21 protein-coding genes are annotated in these 23,956 nt (G+C 69.3%); 6 read left to right on the forward strand and 15 right to left on the reverse strand.

Annotation, left to right across the window (positions count from 1 at the left end):
- Positions 1–6: 6 nt before the first annotated feature.
- Both LBN7_RS06935 and LBN7_RS06940 read right to left on the reverse strand, forming a co-directional pair.
- On the reverse strand, positions 7–2,262 hold the full coding sequence (locus LBN7_RS06935; protein WP_407361349.1) for a carbon starvation CstA family protein: 2,256 nt from the start codon (positions 2,260–2,262) through the stop codon (positions 7–9).
- Positions 2,263–2,439: 177 nt separating this feature from the next.
- The gene (locus tag LBN7_RS06940) at positions 2,440–5,604 is read right to left on the reverse strand and encodes a S8 family serine peptidase (protein WP_407361350.1); all 3,165 of its coding nucleotides are present in this window, start codon (positions 5,602–5,604) and stop codon (positions 2,440–2,442) included.
- Positions 5,605–5,829: 225 nt separating this feature from the next.
- Between LBN7_RS06940 and LBN7_RS06945 the strand changes: the two genes are divergently transcribed.
- The 5 genes from LBN7_RS06945 to LBN7_RS06965 all read left to right on the forward strand — a co-directional run bounded on the left by LBN7_RS06945 (position 5,830) and on the right by LBN7_RS06965 (position 10,495).
- Positions 5,830–6,372 carry an ECF transporter S component gene (locus tag LBN7_RS06945; RefSeq protein ID WP_116634111.1) on the forward strand — a complete coding sequence of 181 codons (543 nt, stop codon included), beginning with the start codon at positions 5,830–5,832 and terminating at the stop codon, positions 6,370–6,372.
- A gap of 98 nt (positions 6,373–6,470) precedes the next feature.
- Positions 6,471–8,165, forward strand: coding sequence for an ABC transporter ATP-binding protein (locus LBN7_RS06950; protein WP_407361351.1), 1,695 nt, complete (start codon positions 6,471–6,473; stop codon positions 8,163–8,165).
- 44 nt (positions 8,166–8,209) lie between these two features.
- Entirely contained in the window at positions 8,210–8,995 is a 786-nt protein-coding gene (locus LBN7_RS06955; protein ID WP_341947876.1) for an energy-coupling factor transporter transmembrane component T, read from the forward strand.
- Between the two features lie 10 nt (positions 8,996–9,005).
- Positions 9,006–9,881, forward strand: coding sequence for a siderophore-interacting protein (locus LBN7_RS06960; protein ID WP_116634109.1), 876 nt, complete (start codon positions 9,006–9,008; stop codon positions 9,879–9,881).
- Entirely contained in the window at positions 9,878–10,495 is a 618-nt protein-coding gene (locus tag LBN7_RS06965) for an ECF transporter S component (RefSeq protein WP_407361352.1), read from the forward strand. Before LBN7_RS06960 ends, LBN7_RS06965 begins: the two co-directional genes overlap by 4 nt.
- Positions 10,496–10,548: 53 nt before the next feature.
- Here LBN7_RS06965 and LBN7_RS06970 read toward each other — a convergent pair whose 3' ends face one another.
- The 8 genes from LBN7_RS06970 to LBN7_RS07005 form a co-directional block, all read right to left on the reverse strand.
- The gene (locus tag LBN7_RS06970) at positions 10,549–11,889 is read right to left on the reverse strand and encodes a DUF222 domain-containing protein (RefSeq protein WP_407361353.1); all 1,341 of its coding nucleotides are present in this window, start codon (positions 11,887–11,889) and stop codon (positions 10,549–10,551) included.
- Positions 11,890–12,198: 309 nt separating this feature from the next.
- Positions 12,199–12,816: a hypothetical protein gene (locus tag LBN7_RS06975; RefSeq protein ID WP_407361354.1), complete on the reverse strand. Its 618-nt coding sequence runs from the start codon at positions 12,814–12,816 to the stop codon at positions 12,199–12,201.
- A gap of 72 nt (positions 12,817–12,888) precedes the next feature.
- Positions 12,889–13,125, reverse strand: a complete 237-nt coding sequence (locus LBN7_RS06980; protein WP_341946504.1) for a hypothetical protein — start codon at positions 13,123–13,125, stop codon at positions 12,889–12,891.
- Between the two features lie 11 nt (positions 13,126–13,136).
- Positions 13,137–13,391, reverse strand: a complete 255-nt coding sequence (locus LBN7_RS06985; RefSeq protein ID WP_341946505.1) for a hypothetical protein — start codon at positions 13,389–13,391, stop codon at positions 13,137–13,139.
- Positions 13,392–13,394: 3 nt separating this feature from the next.
- The gene (locus LBN7_RS06990) at positions 13,395–13,640 is read right to left on the reverse strand and encodes a hypothetical protein (protein WP_407361355.1); all 246 of its coding nucleotides are present in this window, start codon (positions 13,638–13,640) and stop codon (positions 13,395–13,397) included.
- Positions 13,641–13,668: 28 nt separating this feature from the next.
- On the reverse strand, positions 13,669–14,238 hold the full coding sequence (locus tag LBN7_RS06995) for a hypothetical protein (protein WP_341946507.1): 570 nt from the start codon (positions 14,236–14,238) through the stop codon (positions 13,669–13,671).
- Positions 14,239–14,321: 83 nt separating this feature from the next.
- Entirely contained in the window at positions 14,322–15,485 is a 1,164-nt protein-coding gene (locus LBN7_RS07000) for an acyl-CoA dehydrogenase family protein (RefSeq protein WP_407361356.1), read from the reverse strand.
- A 151-nt stretch (positions 15,486–15,636) separates the two neighbouring features.
- On the reverse strand, positions 15,637–16,569 hold the full coding sequence (locus LBN7_RS07005; protein ID WP_407361357.1) for a M15 family metallopeptidase: 933 nt from the start codon (positions 16,567–16,569) through the stop codon (positions 15,637–15,639).
- Positions 16,570–16,659: 90 nt separating this feature from the next.
- On the opposite strand from LBN7_RS07005, the gene LBN7_RS07010 reads away from it, so the two are divergent.
- Entirely contained in the window at positions 16,660–17,667 is a 1,008-nt protein-coding gene (locus LBN7_RS07010; protein ID WP_407361358.1) for an aldo/keto reductase, read from the forward strand.
- A 259-nt stretch (positions 17,668–17,926) separates the two neighbouring features.
- Here the strand turns inward: LBN7_RS07010 and LBN7_RS07015 are convergent, their stop codons facing one another.
- The 5 genes from LBN7_RS07015 to LBN7_RS07035 all read right to left on the reverse strand — a co-directional run bounded on the left by LBN7_RS07015 (position 17,927) and on the right by LBN7_RS07035 (position 23,941).
- Positions 17,927–19,441, reverse strand: coding sequence for an aldehyde dehydrogenase (NADP(+)) (locus LBN7_RS07015; RefSeq protein ID WP_407361359.1), 1,515 nt, complete (start codon positions 19,439–19,441; stop codon positions 17,927–17,929).
- Complete coding sequence (locus LBN7_RS07020) at positions 19,438–20,628, reverse strand: fumarylacetoacetate hydrolase family protein (protein ID WP_407361360.1); 1,191 nt, start codon at positions 20,626–20,628, stop codon at positions 19,438–19,440. The genes LBN7_RS07015 and LBN7_RS07020 overlap by 4 nt, the downstream gene beginning before the upstream one ends.
- Before the next feature lie 168 nt (positions 20,629–20,796).
- Complete coding sequence (locus LBN7_RS07025; RefSeq protein WP_341946511.1) at positions 20,797–21,567, reverse strand: enoyl-CoA hydratase/isomerase family protein; 771 nt, start codon at positions 21,565–21,567, stop codon at positions 20,797–20,799.
- Entirely contained in the window at positions 21,564–22,718 is a 1,155-nt protein-coding gene (locus tag LBN7_RS07030; RefSeq protein WP_407361361.1) for a hypothetical protein, read from the reverse strand. Before LBN7_RS07030 ends, LBN7_RS07025 begins: the two co-directional genes overlap by 4 nt.
- Positions 22,715–23,941, reverse strand: a complete 1,227-nt coding sequence (locus LBN7_RS07035; RefSeq protein WP_407361362.1) for a CaiB/BaiF CoA transferase family protein — start codon at positions 23,939–23,941, stop codon at positions 22,715–22,717. Before LBN7_RS07035 ends, LBN7_RS07030 begins: the two co-directional genes overlap by 4 nt.
- Positions 23,942–23,956: the final 15 nt, after the last annotated feature.

The following is a 23,956-nucleotide window of genomic DNA, read 5'->3' on the forward strand; positions in this document are numbered from 1 at the left end:
ACCATCTCAGTGGGTCGACGCCTTGCGGTCGTCGGCCAGGATCGGCTCCCACTGCTTCTCGAGCTCGCGCTCCGCGGAGTTGGGCAGGAAGCCGGCCGGGGCGAAGCGCCGCGAGGCGACGGGCTCCTCCTCGGTGTTCTCACCACCGCCGTTGCGGATCGCCTTGATCGTCACGATCACGGCCGCGACCATCACGATGATCGCCAGCGTGACGAAGATGATCGACAGGGTGCCCTGCACCGCGGTGTTGCGGATGACCGCCTCGAGCACCTCGGGAGCGCCGAGCGAGTCGTCGCCCGAGTCGCGGGCCGCCACGTACTTGAAGTGGTTCGCCCAGTATCCGATCGCCGGGACCGGCGAGAAGATCTTGTACAGCGAGGCCGTGATCGTGACGACCGCGGTGAACGCGAGCGGCAGCCCGATGATCCACAGCCACCGGAAGTAGCTCTTCCCGCGCTTGGCGACGATGGCCAGCACCACGGCGAGCGCGATCGCGGCGAGCAGCTGGTTCGCGATGCCGAACAGCGGGAAGAAGGTGTTGATGCCGCCGAGCGGGTCGGTCACGCCGAGGATGAGGATCGCTCCCCAGCCGGCCACCATGATCGCGGTGCAGATCCAGACACCAGGACGCCACGAGACGTCACGGAACTTCGGGAACCAGGCGCCGATGGAGTCCTGCAGCATGAAGCGGGCCACGCGGGTTCCGGCATCCACCGCGGTGAGGATGAACAGGGCCTCGAACATGATCGCGAAGTGGTACCAGAAGGCCATGAGCGCCTGCCCGCCGAGGGCCTGCTGCATGATGTGGGCGAGTCCGAGCGCGAGGGTCGGGGCGCCGCCGGTCCGGGAGACGATCGATTCCTCGCCGACCAGGGTGGCCGTGCCGGTGAGCATCTCGGGCGTGAGGTTCACCCCCGTCAGCCCCAGCGAGTTCACGAAGGCGACCGCCCCTTCGACCGTGCCTCCTGTGGCCGCGGTCGGCGCGTTCATCGCGAAGTAGATGCCCTGGTCGATCGAGATCGCGGCGACGAGCGCCATGATCGCGACGAAGGACTCCATGAGCATGCCGCCGTACCCGATGAAGCGTGTCTGGCGCTCCTTCTCGATGAGCTTCGGCGTGGTGCCGGAGGCGATCAGGGCATGGAAGCCCGACAGCGCGCCGCAGGCGATCGTCACGAACAGGAAGGGGAAGAGGGGACCGGCGAACACCGGCCCCATGCCGTTCTCGCCGAAGATGCTGATCGCGGGGACGGTGATCTCCGGGCGGACGAGGATGATCGCGCCGGCGAGCATGACGATCACGCCGATCTTCATGAAGGTGGAGAGGTAGTCGCGCGGGGCGAGCAGGAGCCAGACCGGGAGCACCGCGGCGATGAAGCCGTAGATGATGATGCCCCAGGCGATCGTGGTGCGGTCGAGGTGGAAGATCGCCTGACCCCAGTCGGTCGCCGCGACCTGACCGCCGCCGATGATCGCGGCCATCAGCAGCACGAATCCGATGATCGAGACCTCGGTGACCTTGCCCGGGCGCAGGAACCGCAGGTAGATGCCCATGAAGATCGCGATCGGGATGGTCATCGCGACGGAGAAGACGCCCCACGGGCTCTCACCCAGGGCGTTCACGACCACGAGCGCGAGGATCGCGACGATGATCAGCATGATCAGCAGGGAGGCGATGATCGCCGCCGTGCCGCCGATGCGGCCGAGCTCCTGCCGGGCCATCTGGCCGATCGTGCGACCACCGCGGCGCATCGAGAAGAAGAGCACCGTGTAGTCCTGCACCGCGCCGGCGAGCACGACGCCGACGATGATCCAGATCGTGCCGGGGAGGTAGCCCATCTGCGCGGCCAGCACGGGGCCGACGAGCGGGCCGGCGCCGGCGATCGCGGCGAAGTGGTGGCCGTAGAGCACGCGGCGGTCGGTGGGGACGTAGTCCTTGCCGTCCTGCTTGACCTCGGCAGGGGTGGCGCGGCGGTCGTCGGGGCGGGTGATGTACTTCTCGATCACCTTCGAGTAGAAGCGGTAGCCGATCAGGTACGTGCAGACCGCCGCGAACACGAACCAGATCGCGTTCACGGTCTCGCCACGGACGATCGCGAGCATGGTCCAGGCGACGGCCCCCAGCAGCGCGATCGCCGCCCAGAGGACGATCTTCGGCAGGGTCCAGCGGTTCGCCTTCTCGTGATGCTCGTCGGAGAGAGCAGTGGAAGGGAGTTTCGGGTCGGTGACGATGACGGGTTCGGTGCTGCCCGGTGCGGTCATGGGGGTCTCCTCGGGGTACGCGTCGTTGCGTTCCCCCACGCTAGGAAAGCCCCGGCACCGACGGACGGCCGCCGGACGGATGCTGCGACGAGCGGCGCCGATCGCGCGACGAGCGGGTGCCCGGACGCACACAGCGCCCCGCGGTCCGTCGACCGCGGGGCGCTGTGCTGTGGGGGCTTACTCCGGCTTCGGCGTCTCCGGCGCCTCGGTCGGCGGAGCTTCCGTCGGCGGGGCCTCGGTCGGCGGGGCTTCCGTCGGCGGGGCCTCGGTCGGCGGGGCTTCCGTCGGCGGGGCCTCCTTCTCCGGGGCCTCGGCGGCCGGGGCGTCGACCGTCAGGATCGTGCGGACCGCCGAGTCGCCGTACTGCACGAGCCCGAGGTAGCGGGCGCCGGCGGTGAGGCCGGTCCAGCCGAGCTGGTAGCTCGTCTTCACACCGCGGACCACCGGGAGCGGGTTCGGCGTCGCCGTGAACGCTCCCTCGCCGCCGGGCACCACGTTGGCGTAGGACATGTCCCACGTCATCGGCCCGGTCGTCGAGTAGATGTTCGCCACCACGAGGTAGGTGCCGGCGGTGGGCGCGGGGATCGTGATCCTCTCGTCCGCCGAACCGGTCGCCGACTGCCAGCGCTCGTAGTAGCGCAGATCGTCGGCGCTCACCACGCGGTAGACGGTGAGGTCGAGATCGCTGCCGTCGTCATCCGACGAGTCGAGGTCGAACCGCGAGAGCGTCGTCCCCGCCGGCACGTCCACGATCCAGGACACGTCCTTGTTCGCGTCGCCCGAGTTCTCGTCGCCCGAGTGCCCCTCGACCGGGTTGTCCGGGTCGGCGAGCAGCTCGAACGGGGTGAGCCCGGAGAGGTTCAGCGGCAGATCGCCGTCGAGACCGGGGGTGATCTCCACGGTGGTGCTGCCGTCGACGCCGGTGCCGGAGACCTCGGCCGGAGCATCCGCCGTCACCGGGAACACCGCGATCGGAGAGCGGACCGTGTTCTTGGTGCTCGTCCAGACGAGAGACCCGGTGGTCCACTGCTCGACCGGGGCGTCGGCGTTGTCGAACGTCACCGTGAACGTCTTCGTCTGCCCCGCCTTGTCGAACGTCAGCTGCTGCGGCGAGACCTTCACGTTCAGGCCGGGGACCGACGCCTGCGCCGTGAAGACGCCCTTCTCGGTCGAGGTGACGGAACGGGTCACGGTCTGCTCGCTGGCCAGGGAGCCGATCGAGATCGACGCCTGGTTCAGATCGCTGCCGTCGATGGGCTCGATCCCTGGGAAGTCCGAGAGACCCTTCCCATCGAGGAAGGCGGCCCAGTCCTTGACGCCGTTGAGGTAGAGCAGGCCGGGGTTGAAGAAGCGCCGCGGGTCGACGTGACCCGCCCCCTGTTCGAACGGATTCGTATTCGGCGAACCGTCGGCCAGCACGGTGTCGTAGGCGGTGGTCATCATCGCCGACTTGACCTCGGCGGGCGTCGCCTTCGGGCGCTCCCCGAGGTACAGGGCGCCGAGGCCCGCGACGTGGGGCGAGGCCATGGACGTGCCGGAGAGGATGCCGAAGCTCGGCTCCTCACCCGGTGCGTTGTGGGTCGCCGCGAGGATCGCGACGCCGGGAGCCGAGACATCCGGCTTCAGCACGTCGCTGCCGTCGGCGAGCATCGGGCCGCGGCTCGAGAAGCCGGCGATCTGCGGCGTCGGCGTGGTCACGCCGGTCGTGTTCTCCCCGACCAGCGTGATGGGCAGGTCGGTGCCGCTCTGCACGTAGGCGAGAACGGCTTCACGATGCACGGATGCGAGGTGCACGGTCGGCACCGCGTGGAAGTCGTTGTCGAGGGAGTCCGCGCCACCGGGCACGTTCACCAGGACCATGCCGATGCCACCGGCATCCTTCACAACCTGCGACTTCTCGGCGCGCGCGTTGTTGCCGCGATCGCAGACCACGATGTGACCTGCGACCTTTGCGGGGTCGAGGGTGCCCGGCAGGCAGACCTGCGCGTCGACGGCACCGTCGGCGGCGGCATCCGCTGCGGCGATCGACGGACCGGTCACGGTCGTGCCGAACGGCACGCTCACCGAGGCGCCCGCCTGCGCGAACCCGTCGAACTGCACCGTGCCCTCCCAGGTCGGGATGGTGGATGCCGCGACGGTCGTGTACCACGGCGAGGCGTGGTCGGCCGTGACGGGGTCGGGGCCGTCGTTGCCGGCGCTGGTCGCGACGAAGACGCCGGCGGCGGCCGCATTGAAGAACGCGAGGTCCTCGGGCGCGAGCACGGTGCTGGCTGCGCCTCCGCCGATCGAGTAGTTGATCACGTCGACGCCGTCGGCGACGGCCTGGTCGATCGCAGCGACGAGGTCACTGAGCGCGCAGATGTCGTCGGTCGTGACGGTCGTGTCGGGCCCGACGTAGCAGGCCTTGTAGGCAGCGACCTTCGCGCCGGGGGCAACACCCGAGATCGTGCCGAACTCCACGTCCTCGATCTGGGCCTTGACCTTGAAGTTCCCGGCTGCCGTGCTCGCGGTGTGCGAGCCGTGGCCGTCGCCGTCGCGCGGCGAGAGGTAGTCGTACTGGAAGTCGAAGCCTGCCGCCTCTGCACCGGCGTAGAAGTACTGGCCGCCGATGAGCTTGGACGAGTAGTCGCGCTTGTCCCAGTCCTGGCCCTCGACGATCGCGGACTGGAACTGCCCGCCGTCGGACTTGTCGAAGTAGACATACGTGCCGTCGGTGTACGGCTGGCTGCCCTTGTGGCGGTTCTGCTGCTTGTTCTGCTTCTTGAGCTTCTTGCCCTCGAACGACGGATGCTCGGGCGCGATGCCCGTGTCGATCACGCCCACCACGACGCCTTCTCCCGCCTTGTCGACGCCGCCGGTCTGCTGCCAGACGCCGCCGCGGCCCTTGCGGTCGTCGCCGAGTCCGAGGAAGTCGGTCGAGGTCTGCGCGTCGGGGTGCCGGATCTCATCCGGGTAGACGCCGAAGACGTCCTTCGAGGCGCGGAGCTCGTCGACCTGCGCGCCCGTGAGGTCGGCGCTGAAGCCGTTGAGCACGACCTGGTAGGTGGTGTCGGGCGTGACCCCGACCTGCGTGGCGAGGTCGGTCTGCTCGGTCTGGAGATGCTCGACATAGCGCTGGGAATCCTGCGACTGGGTCTCGAGCTGCTCGCCTTCGGCGGGCTTGGTCGCCTTCAGGCCATCGACGTCGCCTTCGTAGCTGGCGAGCGGATCGGACTTCATCACGACGATGTAGTGCCCGGGGGTGCCGGCGACGGGGACGGGGTGCGTCACCTCCTCCGCCGCGTAGCCTGCGGTTGCCGTCGATGCGATGAACAGCGTGGCCAGGGTGGTGGCTGCTGCCATCCGGAGGGGTGTTCGACCCATGTGCTTCTCCCGATGATCTCGGAACGGCGTCGTTGCCGCACCGCGGCTCAAGGTAGTCCGGGGTCGGCGACCGCGCCAGGTGCATGTCGGAAACATAGACGAAGGGCCACAGGGGGGACTTTGGTCGAAGGGGAGACGGTCGCGCGTCGTTTTTCCCGGCCCTCCCGCGGCGCTCCTCGGCGGCGGCGCAACTAGGCTGGGAGGGTGGCCCGAACACCCGTCCTCTCGACCAGATTGCTGCTGGTCTGCGCGGCGATCGGCGTCGCCACGGGCATCATCGGAGGGATCGCGGGGCTGCTGACACCGGTCGTGCTGCTCGCCGCCCCGTTCGCCTACGGGCTGCTTCTCGGGTCGCATGTGCTGCCCGGCATCATCGCGCAGGAGGTGCTGCGTCGCCCGCTCGTGGCATTGATCACCCATGTGATCGCGGCTCTCGTCGCCAGCGCGTTCAACCCGGCATGGGCTCTGCGCTTCCTCGGTACGGCACTGCTGTTCGGCGCGATCCAGGAGGGAGTCGCGGCGCTCACCCGGTACCGCGCCTGGGGCGCCTGGCGCTTCTTCGTCTCTGCCGTCGTGATCGGCGTGCTCGTCGCGGTGGTCGTCTTCTTCGCCGCGCATCTCGGGGCTCTGCCGCTGTGGGCCCAGGTCCTGTACCTCGTGATCTCGGTGCTCGGGCCGATCGCGTGGACGGCGGTCGGACTCGCGATCGGGGCGGCTCTGCGACGGGCCGGGGTCGCGCAGCGCTGAGCCCTCGCCGTGCTGGCCGCGGGATTCGGCCCGATGGCGGATCAGGTAAGGCTCAGCTAAGTTAGAAGCGTTCGATCCGCCGACTCCGGGACTCCGCCGTGCGCTCATCCGCGCCTCTGCTCCGCGTGCGTGAGCTCTCTCTCACCCACGCGGATGCCGCGCACCCGTCGCCGCGCGACGTGACGTTCGACATCGCCGCCGGGGAGGTCGTGCTGCTGCTCGGCCCGTCGGGTTCGGGCAAGTCGACGCTCACGCTCGCCTTGAACGGGCTCATCCCCCACGCCGTGCCGGCGACCATGACGGGCACGGTCGAGGCGGGCGGGCTCGACACGGCTGCGGCGCACACGGCGACGCTGAGCACCCAGGTCGCGATGGTGTTCCAGGACCCGGATGCGCAGATCGTCACAGGCACGGTCTACGACGAGGTCGCCTTCGGTCCGGAGAATCTGCTGCTCCCGCTGGAGGCGGTACGCGCCAGGGTCGAGGACGCGCTGCGCCGCGTGGGGCTGTGGGAGCGTCGCGACGACAACCCCGACCATCTCTCCGGCGGCGGACGGCAGCGTCTCGCGATCGCCTGTGCGCTGGCGATGGGATCGCCGCTGATCGTGCTCGACGAGCCCACGGCCAATCTCGACCCGCAGGGCATCGACGACGTGTACGCGGCGCTCGCCGATGTGGTGGCGGCGGGCGATCGCGCGATCCTGCTCGTCGAGCACAACCTCGACGCGGCGATGGCCTTCGTGACGCGCACGATCGTGCTCGACCGCGACGGACGCGTGGTGTTCGACGGACCGGCATCCGAGATCATCCGCACGCACGCCGAGGAACTCGTCGCGATGGGCGTGTGGCTGCCCACGGCGACGCTGGCCGCGCTGCGGCTGCGTGAGGAGGGGTACCGATTCGATCCGCTGCCCCTGTCGCCGGAGGAGCTGGCGCGTTCGCTGCCCGCGACTGACGTCTCGTCTCGCCCTGCTCGCTCGATTCGCGCGACGACCGAGGATGCCGCTCCGGCGATCATCCGCGCTCGAGGCCTGACGGTGCGGCGGCGCCGGACCGAGATCCTGCACGGGATCGATCTGGATCTCGCGGAGGGGAGCCTCACCGCGATCGTCGGCGCGAACGGCGCCGGCAAGACGACGCTGATCCAGGCGCTGGCGGGCGTCGTGCCGCCGCCGAAGGGCCAGGTCAGCGTCGACGGCATGGATCCGGGGTCGGCATCTCCGCGGGATCTCGCTTCGCGCATCGGCTTCGTGTTCCAGAATCCGGAGCATCAGTTCATCGCGCACACCGTGTTCGACGAGTTGGCGCACGGACTGACCCTTCGACAGGCTCAGGGGCCCAGGGATCAGAGGATCTCGGAGGCGGAGATCACGACGCGCGTGGAGGAGATGCTCGCCCGGTTCGGGCTCGAGCACAAGGCGGGCGTGCATCCGTTCCTGCTGTCGGGCGGCGAGAAGCGGCGCCTGTCGGTGGGAACCGCGCTGATCACGCGCCCTCGGGTGCTGGCGCTGGACGAGCCGACGTTCGGTCAGGATCGAGCGAGGGCATCCGAGCTGCTGGCACTGCTGCGGAGTCTGCGCGCCGAGGGCACGACGATCGTGATCGTCACGCACGACCTGCAGCTGGTTGCCGAGCACACGACGCACACGGTGGTGCTGAAGGACGGACGCGTTCATGCGGCGGGTCCCACGTCGACGCTCTTCCGGGACGAGCAGCTCTTCGCCGAGGCGGAGCTGCGCCTACCCGCACTGCAGGGGGTTCTGGCATCCGCCGGTCTGGAGGTGGCCTCGTGACCGCCACGACTCCCACGACAACGGCGTTCGATCCGTATGCGACGATGACGGGGAGCTCGCGCCACCAGTTCCTGTACGCCCTGAATCCGCTCGCGAAGGTCGTGGGTTTCGCTCCGGCGATGGTGCTGCTGATCTTCGTGCGGGATCTCGCGACGCCGGCGGCGTTCCTCGTGCTGGCTTACGCGGTGATCCTCATCGGTGCGCGGCTGACGGGGAGGCTGCTCGCGCTGATGCTGCTCGCCCTGCCGGTCGGGATGCTCGCGATCGGCGTCGGATTCTCGCTGTGGGTGGATGCCGGGCTCGTCGCGGACACCGCCCCGTTCCTGCGCATCGGCGAGTGGACGCTCTACGCCGGCGCCCTCGAGATCGGCTTCGCGACCGCGCTGCGTCTCGGCGCGATCATCGCTCTCGCGCTGATCGGCGGACTCACGACGACGGGTCCGGATCTGGTGCGGGCGAGCGTGCAGCAGCTGCGCGTGCCGTATCGGATCGGATACACAGCTCTGGCGGCCTTCCGGTTCGTGCCGCGGTTCGGGCATGAGCTGGCGGTCATTCGGGCGGCGCATCGCGTGCGCGGGCATCACGGCGGACGGGGTCCGTTCGCCCGGATCGCTCGCGGGTGGGGGTACATCGTGCCGTTGCTCGCGGGAGCGATCCGGCATGCGGAGCGGGTGGCGCTCGCGATGGATTCGCGCGCGTTCGGCGCCCACTCGACGCGGACGGAGCGGCATCTGGTGCCGTTCCGTGTGCGCGACATCATCTTCACGGTCGCGAGTCTCGCGGCATCCGCGGCGATCTTCGTCGTGTTCTTCCCCTGGCAGCTTTCCTGAAAGGCGTCGTATGGCATACAGCAAGCTGGTCAAGCCCGAGTCGGCCGAGCTCATCCACCTCACGGTGCTGCGCAGCGAACAGCTGTCGGCGCATTGGATCAGGGTGACGCTCGGCGGCGGCGAGATCGAGAAGTTCCGGCCGATGGGCTTCGACCAGTGGTTCCGGCTGTTCCTGCCGATCGGAGGCGATGCGGGCCTCGATCGTGTGCCGGCGAAGGCGAACAAGATGTTCGGGTATCTGAAGTTCCTTCGGATCCCCGATGGCGAGCGGCCTGTCATGCGCAACTACAGCGTGCGGGCGTATCGCGCGGCGACCGCGGATGCCGGGGCGGAGATCGATGTGGACTTCGTGCTGCACGGCTCCGCGGCGGAGGGCACGGCCGGTCCGGCGTCGCGCTGGGCAGAGACGTGCCGGCCGGGGGAGCATGTGCTGATCATCGACGAGGGGCTGACGTTCAATCCGCAGCGCGGGACGGATCGTGTTCTGCTGGTCGGCGACGAGACGGCTCTGCCGGCGATCGCCTCGATCAGCGCCTCGCTGCCGGAGGATGCCGCCGGCCTCGCGATCATCGAGGTGCCGACCCGGGAGGACGCACTGTCGTTCCCCCATCCGGCGGGCGTCGAGGTCGTCTGGATCGTGCGACCGCATGAGGCCGCACCGGGTTCTCTGGCACTGGAGACACTCGGCAGGACGGCACTGCCGGATGCTCCGTTCCACGCGTATGCGGCAGGCGAGCAGGCTCTCGCCTCGGGGGTGCGCAAGCATCTGGTGGGTGAGCGCGGTGTCGACAAGAATGCCGTGAGCTTCTGCGGATACTGGAAGATCGGTGCGGCATCGCCGGCGTCGAAGGCCGCGCGCGAGGCAGCTGCGGAGCCCCTCGCATGAGCGGGACGAACGCGAGCACACCCCGGTCGCGCGGGCGCTTCCGCTTCCCGACCGCGATCCTGTTGACGTGCGCGGCGCTCGGCGTCGCGGGCGGTCTGCTGTTGGCTCCGGCGAACTGGATCTCGACGATCCTCTTCCCCGGCCTGCCGTTCGTGAGCGTCGCACTGGCGGGGCTCTGGCTGCTGCCGTCTGTCATCGCGCTGCGACTGTTGCGCCGGCCGCTGGTCGGATTGCTGGTCGGTCTGCTCGCCGGGCTCGTGATCGTGCCGTTCTCGGGCTATGGATTCGGCAGCGTCGCGACGAACCTGTGGTGGGCGGCCTTCACCGAGCTGCCCTTCCTCTTCGTGATCTGGCGGTACTGGGGAACGTGGCTGCACTATGTCGGCGCGGTGGTCGTCGGCGTCGTGTATCCGCTGCTGGCGTGGGCCTCGTTCAACCTCGAGACCATGCCCGTGGGTGTGCGCATCGCGTTCTTCGCCATCACACTGGCGAGTTGCGTCGGGGCGACGGCTCTCGGCATCCTGATCGCGGATCGCCTGCGCCGCGCCGGCGTCGGCGGGCGGCTTCCGCTGCCTCGTTCCGCACGCACGCCAGCCGCGAAGCCGGAGGCCTGAGAGCTCGACACGCAGAGATTCCGAAGTGCCGTTCTTGCGGCCTGACTCGTCGTTCATGCGGCGATGTCGAAGCGATAGCGGCCGCCGGTGCGAGGCGTGCGGGCGGGGTCGACGTAGGCGGGCGGGATGAACAACACTCTCGCGGCGACGCCCGTTCCGTCGATGCGGATGTCCCATCCGTTGTCATGGATCCGGTGGTGGCACGTCTCACACAACAGCACTCCGTTACTGAGGTCGGTGGGGCCGTGGTCTCTCGTCCACCATCGGATGTGGTGCGCTTTCGTCATCCCCGGTGGCAGGCCGCACATCGCGCACCCGCCGTCGCGTTCGGCCAGGGCGAGGCGTTGGGCGCGGGTGAACAATCGTTTCTCCCGCCCCCAGTCCAGGATCTCGCTCCCACCACCACACACCCACGGGATGATCCCCCCACTGCCGGCCATGCGTCTCGCGGCGCCGATGTTCACCGGGTGATCCATCCCGTCGATCGTCGCTGACCCCGACCCGGACTGCAGGTCGTCAAGCGTCAACCGGACCACGACCGTGGCACCGGCGAGCGGGACCCGAGACTCACACCCGAGAACATGCGCACAGAACACCGCCAGCGCATCCGCCTGCAGCATCGCCACGGTGCGTCGGTCGGCATCCGGAGCATCCGGGTCTGGCGCATCGTTGCGGGCAGCGAACGCCGCAGACACGTAGCCACGGATCGCAGTCACGATCGGGGCGGCGGTCTCCGCATCGAGGACCGCGTTCAGGTGCACCATCCCTTCCCGCTCGACCATCGTCAACGACCGTCTCGCCCGGCGTTCCTCATCCTTCGGTTCCACACCGTCGGGGTCCATCCAGGCTTCCGCCCGGGCGATCAGCTTGCGGACATCCTCCAACGCCAACCCGGCACACCGCTTCGCCAGCAGCCGCTCCGCCAGGCCGATCCGCTCCGCCCCGGCCACCACCCGACACCGGTCCAACAGCGCGACGATCAGTGCGGCCGCTTGCACGCTGAGTTCTCCCGACGCGAGCGCCCCACGCAACAGTGCATACCGGGCGGGCAGCTTCGTCCCCAGCAGGTCCGTCCGGGGCGCGGTCGCTTCCCCGACCTTCACCAGGCGTTTCGCATCCCCGGTCGACACCCCGCCGGTCGCGGCGAGCAGTTTCGCCGCCGTCCGATAGCCCTGCTCCTTCGCGAGACTCCCCGCCCCGAGCTCACGCCGTGACTCGTGCGCGATCCGCGCGGCGACATCCGCATGCGCGGCATCCGCCTGGCGTTGCAGCACCCCGATCGCGTCGTTGACGGCGATCAGCTGTTCCCGCGACAGCCCTGTCGCGTCATCCGCATCGGCCCACAACTGATCGAGGCGGGTGACTGCCTCGATCAAGCCAGGGAGCTTCGACATGCCCACAGTTTACCCGCGAAACACCCGACATTCGAAGCTATGTTCGATTCAATATCGGCATTTCACGGTAAGCGTGAAGAGGCAACGACAGGCGGGAGAGAAGGAGGCACGCCGTGGATACGCACGATCGCATCTTCCGGCAGATCATCAGCCGTGACGACCTCCACCCGTCCGTCAGGCGAGCCGCTGACGCCGATGGCACCCGGGACCGCGCCGCGCGAGACATGGTCTTCGAGGATCGACAGGAGCGAGGAGGGCAATGCAGTCGATTCACGCGCGGGACGGACGGACACTGTCCATGGGCTCAGCTCACCAGCAGGTGCGCAGCTCCGCGATCGCGCCCTCCGTCTCCTCGTCGCTCGGGCCGCGCAGGCCCGACCCGCTCCTCGGTGCCAGGGTGAAGAGGATCTCCTCACCGGAGATCAGCAGGATGGCGAGCTTCCGGTACGACATGCTGGTCGCCTCGCGCGCGAAGACATCGCTGATCTCATCGAAGCGGATGCTGCGCCGCTCGCGCGGGGCCCCGGCGCCGAGCGATTCCCGGCGAAGGTCGATCTCGAGGCGATCGTCCCAGACGAGGACGAAACCGGGAGCCGACGAGTCGCCCGCACGACGGGCATCGCCGGGGAACTGCGCCTGCAGGAATGCGAAGCTGCTCCGGGCGCCTCCGGCCGCTGCCGCCTTGTCTGCGCGCCTGACCAGAGACACCCGTCGGAAGGCCATGACCATCGATCCGGTGATCAGCGCCGTGCCCAGGAGGAGAGGGAGGAGAGCGTTCGGCATCGGCGCCCAGCCGAGCGGAAGGACGAGCAGGCAGAAGATTCCGAGGACGGCATATGTCCCGATGGCGAAGTTACGAGCAATCGTCAGGATCGGAGCGAGGGGTGCGCTGAAGCCAGCGTTCAGCGGCCCCGGGTCAGGACTCATCCGCGCTCCTCCGTTCGTAGCTCGGACGAATGAACAGAAACAAGAGCAGCCCGAGGCCGCTAAGAGACTTCTTCACGCGTCATCCTCCGGACCCGAGACGACCCGCTTCGCTTCGTCTACGCGCTCCGAATAGTCGGGGGCGAACACCACGTCGATCTTCGTCTCCAACTGCGACTCCAGATCCCAGAGGACCCGGTGCTCCGCGTCATCCGCCGAGAGAACATCGGAGTCGTTCGCGCGCGCCAGCCAGTCGAAGAACACGAGCGCCTCGGCACTCGTCAACTCCAGCGTCACGACTTCGTCAGCCATCTCGATTCCTCTCACCGCGCACTGAACAGCCCCACCAGGACGAGCGCCGCACCGAACGCGACGAACCCCGACCCGACGATCACGACCGCGGCCATCTTCGGGAATCGACCGGCGATCTCCGTTTCCGGAACACCGTCTTCCCGGTAGACACTCGCGAACCGCTGACGCACGAAGCTCAGCGCGCGGCCACGCAGCGAGAGAAGGAGCACTCCGAAGACCAGGACGACGATCCCCGTCACGAGGCTCGTGAGAGCAAAACCACTCACTGCCTACAACTCCCGCGCGAAGATGCCGGCGAAGAACGCGACGACGCCGATGAACGTGAGCCCCGCGCCCGTGAAGCCGACCCAGAACGGGCTCGACCCCTTGAGAGCGGCGCGCCCCGGCGCAGCGCTGAGTGCGCGAAGGGTGACCGAGAAGAAATCGAAGATCTTCACCCGGTTCCGAATGATCAGCGGTCCACAGATGAGCGCGATGATCCCGACAGCGATCACGATGTAGTTCTCGTAGGTCATCTCATCATCCCCGCGTTCGCGCGCACATTCATGCCATCGCTCCCAGGACCGTGACGACACCGCCCACCAACACCACGACCCCGATCACAAGCACGACGACGCCCGCGAGTCCGATCCAGAACGGCCGATGCTCACGCGCGAACTCGTTCACCTCGCTCACTCCCCGCACCGCCCGCGCCCGCCGGTCGACGAAGTCGTAGACGCCGCGACGGAATCTCCACAGTGCGAAACCCGCCGTGGTCGCGATCACACCGACGAGGGAGAACGGCACCATCGTCGCGAATGCCGGGTTGCTCGTCGAAACCGGCTCCGGCCCGGAGCTCTGCCCCGGGAAGACGCCGTCCCGAATGATCGCGACGATCGCACCCGACACCATGATCACGCCCATCAGCATCACGACCGACCCGACGACGCCCAGTACCCAAGGCTGCTGCCTTCCGGCGGACATCTGCGCCATCCGGCGACCGAGCATCGCTTCCTGCTGCCGGAAGACGAGGGCGTTCAATGGCTTGCGGAACCGGACGATCAGGATGCCGCCGACGAAGGCGAGAGGACCGACGATGAGGTTCGCGAGAATGCTCGTCGCGACTTCCGACATCCGCCTAGTCCGGCATCGTCGACGAGGGCGTGATCATGCCCACACATTAGCGCGCCGTCGACGCGGCGCGATCAGCGCACTCCTTACCGCTTCCCCGCGATCTGCCGCCCGACGATCTCGCGCATGATCTCGTTCGTGCCGCCGTAGATGCGGTGCACGCGGGCGTCGAGGAAGGCGCGGGCGATCGGGTACTCCGTGATGTAGCCGTAGCCGCCGTGCAGCTGCACGCCGGTGTCGAGGACCTCCCACTCGCGCTCGGTCGCCCAGAACTTGACCTTCGCGGCCTCTTCGGCCGAGAGCTTGCCCTTCGAGTAGGCGAGCAGCGCGCGGTCGACGTAGGCCCAGAGCGCGTCGACCGTGGTCGCCATGTCGGCGATCTTGAAGCGGGTGTTCTGGAAGTCGATGATCCGCTCGCCGAAGGCCTCTCGGTCCTTCGTGTAGGCGACCGTCCAGTCGAGCGCGGCCTGCGCCGCTGCGGCTCCGGCGACGCCGATCGACAGACGCTCGAGCGGCAGGTTCATCATGAGCTGCACGAAGCCCTTGCCCTCGACGCCGCCGATGAGGTTCTCCTCAGGCACGAACACGTCGGTGAACGAGAGCTCCGCGGTGTCGTGACCCTGGAAGCCCATCTTGTGCAGCTTCTTGCCGTGCTCGAAGCCCTCCATGCCGTCCTCGAGCAGCACGAGGCTGAACGCGTCGGGACGGTTGCCCTCGCCGGTCTTCACGAACGTGACGACGAGGTCGGCGGTGGCGCCGGAGGAGATGAACGTCTTCGCGCCGTTGACGATGTAGCCGGCGTCGACCTTCTTCGCGGTGGTCTTGATGCCGCGCAGGTCGGATCCGGCACCGGGCTCGGTCATGGCGAGAGCGCCGACGACCTCACCGGTGGCCATGCGGGGCAGCCACTTCTCCTTCTGCTCCTGCGTGCCCATGTGCACGAGGTACGGCACGGCCAGGTCGTCCTGGATGCCGAACGCGCCGGCGAGCGAACCCGCCCCGGCCGCGATGACCTCTTCGTTCACGACGGCACGGAAACGGTAGTCCTGCAGCATCCCGGCGCCGCCGAACTCCTCGGGTACCGACAGACCGATGATCCCGGCCTCACCCGCCGCCAGCATCGTGGCCCGGTCGACCTCGCCGTCGGCGTCCCACTTCTCGATCGTCGCGTTGGTGACGTAGCGCTTGACGAAATCCTTGACGAGGTCGCGGAATGCCTCGTGATCCTCTTCGTAGATGTCGCGTTCCATGCGATCCTCCTGAACGTGTCGTGCCTCATTGCTCCGGCGATTCTATGTCCGGATGCCGACGCGCAGCAGGTCATTGTGAGAATGCATCCCACAGATGGTGGCACTGGGTACCGCGCTTGTGGGATGCCGCAAAGTCGGCCGTCCCGCCGGTTCAGTAGAGGTAGTCGGGCGCCGCCGGCAGCCCGAAGAACTCCTCGAGCGTGTGGTATCCGCCCGCGTGATAGGCGGCTGCGAGGTCGACGCCGACATAGCGGAGGTGCCACGGCTCCGGCGTGTACCCGGTCACCGGAGTGCCCACGCCCTCATAGCGGACGATGAACCCGTACTCCCACGCGTGCGCCGCCACCCAGTCGCTCTGCGCCGTCGCGCCGAAGTCGTCGAGCCCACCGCACCCCCCGCCGCACGCGACCACATCGAGCGCGAGCCCCGTCTGGTGCTCGCTGTGCCCGGGTCTCGCCGATCCGGCATCCGCCCCCTCCTGGCCCTCGGCGCGGACGTGCGCATCGTACGTCGACACCTGCAGTCCATAGGAGCGGTAGCCGTTGTTCGCTCCGATGACTCCGACGCCGGCCGCCGAGGCCGCCTCCGCCATCTGACCGACCGCGACCGCGACATCCGACCGCACCAGCCCGGAGAGCGTCGTCATCTGCAGCGGCACCGAGTCCAGCCCCGCGGGTTCGAACTCGACCGGATCCAGCGGTCGCGTCTTGTTGACGACCACCCAGAGGCGCGACGGATCGCTGAGAGAGATGCACGGCGCGTTCCCGGCGACGACCGCGGCACGGAAGTTCGCGCCTCCGCCGAAACCGGCGATGGTCGCCGCGTCGTCGCCGCTCGCGAGAGACTCCAGCACCGAGGGCTCGGCGCACGGATCGGCCGCGACGGTCGCCCCGACCTTCACCGTCGGCACCTGCACCACCGCGACCGGCTCCGGCATCGACGAGGGCTCGACCGACGTGTCCATCGGTGCGGACGCGATCGAGAACAGCATCCCGATCGCCGTCACGGCGACACCGATGGGCAGGGCGGGACCGCGGATCGGGGAGCGCGGAGCCGCGTGCTGGGCGTGCGGCAAGGAGAGCATCGCATCCATTGTCCCCCGTCTGGACCGTCGCGCGAGCACGGGTTGCGGGAGCCATTGGTAATTCATCATACGTCTGGGTACGCTGGCATCGTGAGAGAAGAAGAGCCATCAGAGCGGATGCCGACGGTGCGGCTGCGTACCGGAACCCCGCTCACCCGCTTCGGTCTGGGCGGCGCCCAACTGGGGAACCTCGGCCGCGTCACGACCGACGAGCAGGCGCGCTCCGCCGTCGACACGGCCTGGGACCGCGGCGCGCGTCTGTTCGACACCGCCCCGCACTACGGGCTCGGCTACTCGGAACGCCGTCTGGGCGAGCTGCTCGCCGAGCATCCGCGCGACGAGTACGTGCTGTCGACGAAAGCCGGGCGCACGCTCGTGCCCCAGGACCATGCCGAAGGACAGCTCGACGACGGCGGCTTCGCGGTACCCGCCGCCTACCGCCGCGCGTTCGACTTCTCGCGCGACGCGATCCTCCGCGGCGTCGAGTCCAGCCTGGAGCGGCTCGGCGTCGACCGCCTCGACATCGTCTACCTGCACGACCCCGACGACCACTGGGCCGTGGCTTCGACGGAGGGCATCGGCGCGCTGATCGAGCTGCGCGACCAGGGCGTCGTCCGATCGGTCGGCGTCGGCATGAACCAGTCCGCCCTGCCTGCCCGCTTCGTGCGCGAGACCGACATCGACGTCGTCATGCTCGCCGGACGCTACACGCTGCTCGAGCAGCCCGCGCTCGCCGACCTCCTGCCGGCCGCGCTCGCGCACGGAGTCGGCATCGTGAACGTCGGCATCTACAACTCCGGACTGCTCGCGCGGCCACGCGTCGCCCCGGATGCGACCTACGACTACATCCCGGCTCCGCCCGCGCTCATCGCCCGAGCCAACGCGATCGCCGACGTCTGCGAGGAGTTCGGCACGGACCTGCCGACCGCGGCCATGCAGTTCGGCCTGCGGCATCCGGCCGTCTCGTCGGTGGTGCTCGGATGCCGCGACGGACGCCAGGTCGCCGAGGGGATCGAGCGCCTCGAGGTCGACGTCGACGGCGCGCTCTGGGACGCTCTCATCGCACGCGGGCTGCTGCCGGAGGGCGTCTTCGGCTGAGCTCGCGCGCTACGCCCGCCTACCCGCCCGCACGTCCGCACGACATGAAGGAGATCTCTTGACATGAAGGAGGCCTGGCGGCATTCACTCCTTCATATCGAGAGATCTCCTTCGTTGCGCGCGAGGTCGCGCCCGGCCCTTCGACAAGCTCAGGGACCCAACGACCGCAGCTTCAGGGATCCAGCGACCGTGGGGTCGCCGAGCCAGCACCCGTGGGTCGCCGAGCCAGCACCCGTGGGTCGCTGAGCCAGTCGACGCGTCAGGAACCCGCGAGCTGCAGCACCCCGTCGACCCGGCGCGGCACGTCGACCGGGCCGTCGCGGAGCTCGTCCGGGAGGACATCCACCGGAGCATCCTGCCACGCGAGCGGACGCAGGAACCGTCGGATCGCCGTGACGCCGACCGAGGTGTGCTGCGTGTTGGTCGCCGGCCACGGACCGCCGTGGTTCATCCCCCACGACACGCGCACGCCGGTCGGGTAGCCGTCGTAGACGATGCGGCCGACCAGGTCGCGGGCGGCATCCGTCAGCTCTCCGCGCACGGCGCTCTCATCCGACGCCGAGTGGATCGTCGCGGTGAGCGAGTGCGGCACGGCCTGCAGTGCATCGCGCACCTCGGCGACCGTCGAGTACCGCATCACGACCACGAGCGGCCCGAACGCCTCCTCCGCCACTGCGGGAGTGACATCCTTCGCATCGATCTCCAGCACGGCCGGCGTCAGCGAGAACCCGTCCTCACCCGCTCGGGGGGCGACGAGGCTGCGCGCTCCGCCCTCTGCGATCAGGCGCGTGCGGATCTCGTCGAACGCCCCGTGGATGCGGGAGTTCAGCAGGGTCTGCGCCGCAGCATCCGTCGCCCGGGCGACCACGTCGGCGACGAGTGCGTCGCCCTCCGCGCCCACGGGCACGAACGCGACACCCGGCTTCGTGCAGAGCTGCCCCGCCGAACCCGTCACCGAGGTGAAGAGTCCCTCTCCGATCGCGGCGGTGCGCTCCGCCGCCGCCCCCGGCGTGATCACGAGCGGGTTGAGGCTCGACAGCTCGCCGTAGAACGGGATGGGCGTCTCGCGCTCGTCGATGATGCCCTGCAGGATCTTTCCGGTCGAGAGCGAACCGGTGAAGCCGACCGCCGTGATGCGCGGGTCGGCGACGAGCTGCGATCCGGCCTGCTGGCCGTAGACGATCCCCAGCGTGCCCGCGGGCGCACCGTAGGCGGATGCCGCCCGCGACAGCGAGTCGAACGAACGCTGCGAGGTGACCAGGTGCGAGCTGTGCGCCTTGATCACGACGGGGCAGCCCGCGGCGAGCGCCGACGCGGTGTCGCCGCCGACCACCGAGAACGCGAACGGGAAGTTGCTGGCGCCGAACACCGCCACGGGGCCGATGGGCACGAGCATCCGCCGCACATCGGGACCGGGTCCGAGCGGGGTGTCCCCCGCGTGATCGATCACGGCTTCGAGGTAGCCGCCCTCGTCGACGGCATCCGCGAACAGCCGGAACTGGAACGCGCTGCGCGACAGCTCGCCGTTCAGCCGCGCCTCGGGCAGCCCGGTCTCGGCCAGCGCCGCTCCCACGAGCGAGGCGCGGTCGGCCTCGAGCCCGTCGGCGAGCGCCCGGAGCAGCCCCGCCCGCCACGCGCGCGGCCGGGACCGCAGCTCCGTGAACGCGGATGCCGCCGCCTGGGCGAGAGCCGCGACGCCCGCGGCATCCGTGGGCTCGATGTCGGTGGCCGACGTGGCCCCGGTGCGGGGATCGGTCGTGGTGAGGGTGGTCATGCACTCGTCCTTCCGAGCAGGCCCCGCTGCGCGAGGTTGGCCATGAGGGCGCCGATGCCGAAGCTCCACGGCGCGAGTTCTTCGCTGTGCTGCACGCGGTTCACCAGGGCACCGAGGCGCGGGGAGGCGATGCGCACGACGTCGCCGACATGGTGCGTGAAGCCGTGGCCCGGCTCGTCGCGGTCGTCTGTGGGGGCGAACATCGTTCCCAAGTACAGCACGAAGCCATCGGGGTAGGCGTGGTGCGCGCCACTGGCCTGCCGCGCGAGATCGGCGGGGTCGCGGCTGATCTGCGCCATGTGCGACGACGCCTCCATGCGGAAGCCGTCGTCGCCGTCGACCGAGAGGGTGACGGTCTCGGAGCGCACGTCGTCGAGCCCGAAGCGGTCGTCGAACAGCCGGATGAAGGGACCGACGGATGCCGATGCGTTGTTGTCCTTCGCCCGCCCGAGCAGCAGGGCGGAGCGCCCCTCGATGTCGCGGAGGTTGACGTCGTTGCCGAGGGTCGCGCCGACGATGGCCCCGTTCGACGCGACCACGAGCACGACCTCGGGCTCGGGGTTGTTCCACTTCGATTCGGCGAGCACGCCGACGTCGGAGCCCGCGCCGACCGTGGCGAGCACCGGGGCCTTGGTGAAGATCTCGGCATCCGGTCCGATGCCGACCTCGAGGTACTGGCTCCACAGGCCTGCGGCGATGAGCACCTGCTTGAGGCGCGCGGCCTCGGGCGACCCCGGCACGAGGTCGCGGATGTCGCCGCCCAGCGCGTCGAGGATCGTGGCGCGGATGCCGTCGGCCGACTCGGCCTCGCCACGGGCGCGCTCCTCGATGATGCGCTCGAGCATCGACACGGGGAACGTGACCCCGGATGCCTTGACGACCTGCAGGTCGATCGGCGACAGCAGCCACGGAAGCGCGTCGTCGCGGGCATCCGGTGCGGTGTTCGCCCAGACCTCGTCGAACGATCCGATGACGGGACCGTCGGCGGCGCGCACGGCGGATGCCGGGTCGGCCGTCTCGGTCAGCGAGGCCATGGTCGGGAACGTCGCCGACAGGTCATGCAGTCGGCCGTCGCGGAGCACGACCACGGTCGGGCCCTCGGGCAGCTGGACGCGTCCGACGAGCAGCGCGTCCGCGGCATCCGCCGGCTGCACGTCTGCGGCATTCCCGGTCCAGTTCTCGGTCATCTGATCCTCGTCTCCCACATTCGGGCGGTCGGTGTTCGCGGGTCGGTGTTCACAATTCAGCAAGAATCTGCGCGAAGGAGCGGTTTCGGCCGCGGTTCGCCCGAACGGGCCGAGGTTTGGCTGAATTGTGACCGGGGGTTCCCGCAGCCGCGCCTCGACAGATGCGCATCAGCGCCGCCGGAAGACGCCGGGGCGCTTCTCTGCGAACGCCGCGCGGCCCTCGGCGGCATCCTCGGTCGCGAACGTGATGCCCTGCATCTCGCGCTCGTACGCGATGGCCTGGTCCTGCGGCAGGTTGAACGCCGCGCGGAGGTTCGCCTTGGCCGTCTCGGCGGCGATCGGCGGGCGGGACGCGATCGTCGCCGCGAGTTCCTGCGCGCGCTCGATCAGCGCGTCGGCCGGGACCACCTCGCTGATCAGGCCCCAGGCCAGTGCGCGCTGCGCGTCGATCGGGTCGCCGGTGAGCAGCATCAGCGCCGCGTTGCTCGCGCCGATCGAGTTCGCGAGCAGCACCGACATCCCGCCGCCGCCGATCCAGCCGAGCTTGATCTCGGGCGCGGCGAAGCTCGCGGTGTCGGCGGCGATGCGGATGTCGCAGGTGAGCGACGCCTCGAGCCCTCCGCCGAACGCGTATCCGTTGACGGCCGCGATCACGGGCTTGCGGAGCTCCCTCAGGGCATCGCAGTAGTCGCGCCTGTTGCGGAAGTCCCACGGCGTCTCGTACTGGTCGAGCGTCGAGATGTCGCTGCCCGCGCTGAACGCACGGCCGGTTCCGGTGTAGACGACGGCTCGCACCTCCGGGTCGTCGTTCAGGTCGCGGACGATGCGCACGAGCGCGTCGCTCATCTCCTGCGTGACGGCGTTCAGCTTCTGCGGCCGGTTGAGCCGCACGGTCGCGACGTGCCCCTGATGCTCGACGACGATGAGTTCCTCGGTCATGGTCTTACCTCCTGGAGGGATGCCGAAGCAGCGGCCACCTGGGTCGCTGAGCCTGTCGAAGCGCCGAGCGGAGCGAACCGCTCCTCGAGCTCGTCGAGCGCGCCGTCCGCGGACCGCTCCCCCGCGACGACAGCGCGGACGACGGCGGATGCCGCGGACTGGAACGGGATGTACCCCGCGACGCGCGGTCGCACCCACGAGGCCTCGATGGTCGAGAGGGTCTGCGAGTAGAACCCGTGCGCTGCCGCGTCGACCGCGGCATCCGTCCAGGCTGCCCGCAGGCCCGGCTGTCCCTCGTGCTGCGGGATGAATCCCGTCTGCACCTCGCCGCTCAGCAGGTGCCGCAGATGCGCGAGCAGCGCGGCCGACGGCTCGGACCGCCGGGTGACCGCGATGCCGGTGCCGCCGATCGTCGAGCCGATCCTGCCCGCGAAGGCCGGTGCGGGGCCGAACGCGAGCGTCGGCGAGCTGTGGGTCACGTACCCGTAGACGAGGGGGATGTACCCGATGTCGCCGCGATCGCGCAGGCGGTCCAGCAGGCCGATCGGATTCAGCAGCTCCGTGCCCTCCGGCGCGTTCGCGGAGAGCCGGGTGAGCAGGTCGAGGGCGCGCAGCGCGATGTCGTGGTCGAAGAGCGCCGACCCGCGACCCGGATCGTCGCCGAGCGACACCGCGATCGAGCACAGCGAGAGGAACGCGTGCGGGCCGGCGAGGCTCGTGGCCACGAGGCCGCGCTCGGCCAGCACCAGAGCGTCGTCCCAGGTCTGCGGCGCGTCTACGACGAGGTCGCGCCGGCGAGCGGACACCTGCGTCGCGGCATCCAGCGGCAATGCCCAGAGTCGCCCGTCCATCCGGTACGAGGCGATGCTCGGCCCGACGGCGGCATCCGCCCAGGCACGCAGCTGATCCTCGTCGAAGAGCTCGTCGAGCGGACGGATGCCGTCGCTCGCCAGCGCATCGCCGAGATGCGGATGATCGAGCACGAGCAGGTCGTAGTGCCGCGCCAGCTCATCGATCGGCGCGGACTCGAATCCCTCCAGCGACTGCACCTCCCAGCGCAGCGTGTCGCCGTCACCGAGATCTCCGGACGCCGCTTCGAGGGCGTTCCGGCCGCGCGGGTGATCCCAGGTGAGACCGACGTAGTCCGTCACGACGACACCGCCACCGGCACCGTGGTCTGCGCCACGGCACCGGAATCCAGCAGCTCCTGCGTGCGCTCCGGCGTGACGCCGAGCTCGGCGAGGATCTCGGCCGTGTGCTCGCCGGTCAGCGGTGCGCCGCGATCGATGCGCGCGGGGGTCTTCGCGAACCGGTACGGGAATCCGGGCGTCTTGATGTGCCCCTCGGTCGGGTGCTCGTACTCGACGAAGGTGCCGTTGTGGATGATCTGGGGATCGTTCACCAGGTCCTCATAGCCGTAGACCGGTCCGACCCACATGCCCGCAGGGAGCAGGGTGTCGAGCCAGTGCTGCGTCGGCTGCTCGCGCAGGTGCTTCGCGACCGTCGCGTAGAGCTCATCGCGGTGCGTCCAGCCGTGCACCTCGGCGTCGAGGCCGCGGAACGACGGCTCGTCGAGCACCTCGCCCAGCTTCTCCAGATCGGCGAACCCGAGCGCGAGGTAGCCGTCGGTCGTGGCGAAGATGCCGTAGGGCGCACGGATGTAGACATGCGCGTTCGGCTCGGTGCCGCGCTGCTGCGGCACGCCGCCGACCGTGTACACGCTGAGCTCCTGCATCTGCAGGGTGGTCAGCGCGTCGAGCATGTTCACCGTCACGAGCTGGCCCTCGCCGGTGCGCTCCCGGTGCAGCAGCGCGGCGAGCACCGCTTCGAATGCGGTCGACGCCGTCACGGCATCCGCCAGGTACTGGCCGGCAGGAGACGGCGGCTCGCCTTCGCGTCCGGCGGACAGCATCGCGCCGCTCATGGCCTGCAGGATGAGGTCCTGTCCCGGACGGTCCTTGTACGGGCCGTCCTCGCCGTATCCCGACATCGAGACGTACACGAGCGAGGGGTTGATCGCGGAGAGCGACTCGTAGTCGAGACCGAGGCGCGCGGCGACGCCCGGACGGTAGTTCTGCAGGAAGACGTCGGCTCCGGCGATGAGGTCGCGGACGACCTCGCGTCCGGCATCCGATTTGAGGTCGACGGCCAGCGAGCGCTTGTTGCGGTTGAGGGAGAGGAACGAGACGTTGATCTCGTTGCCCTTCGCTCCGCCGGCCGCGGCGAAGCGCTGCCACTCGCCGGCGGTCGGCTCGACCTTGATCACGTCGGCGCCGAGATCGCCGAGCCGCTGGGCGGCGAAGGGACCGGCCATCGCGATCGAGCAGTCGATGACACGATAGCCGTCGAGGATGCTGCGGGGAGTTTCGGACATGACCTACCTCGGGTG

This window comes from Microbacterium sp. LBN7, assembly GCF_045690345.1.
GTDB lineage: Bacteria > Actinomycetota > Actinomycetes > Actinomycetales > Microbacteriaceae > Microbacterium.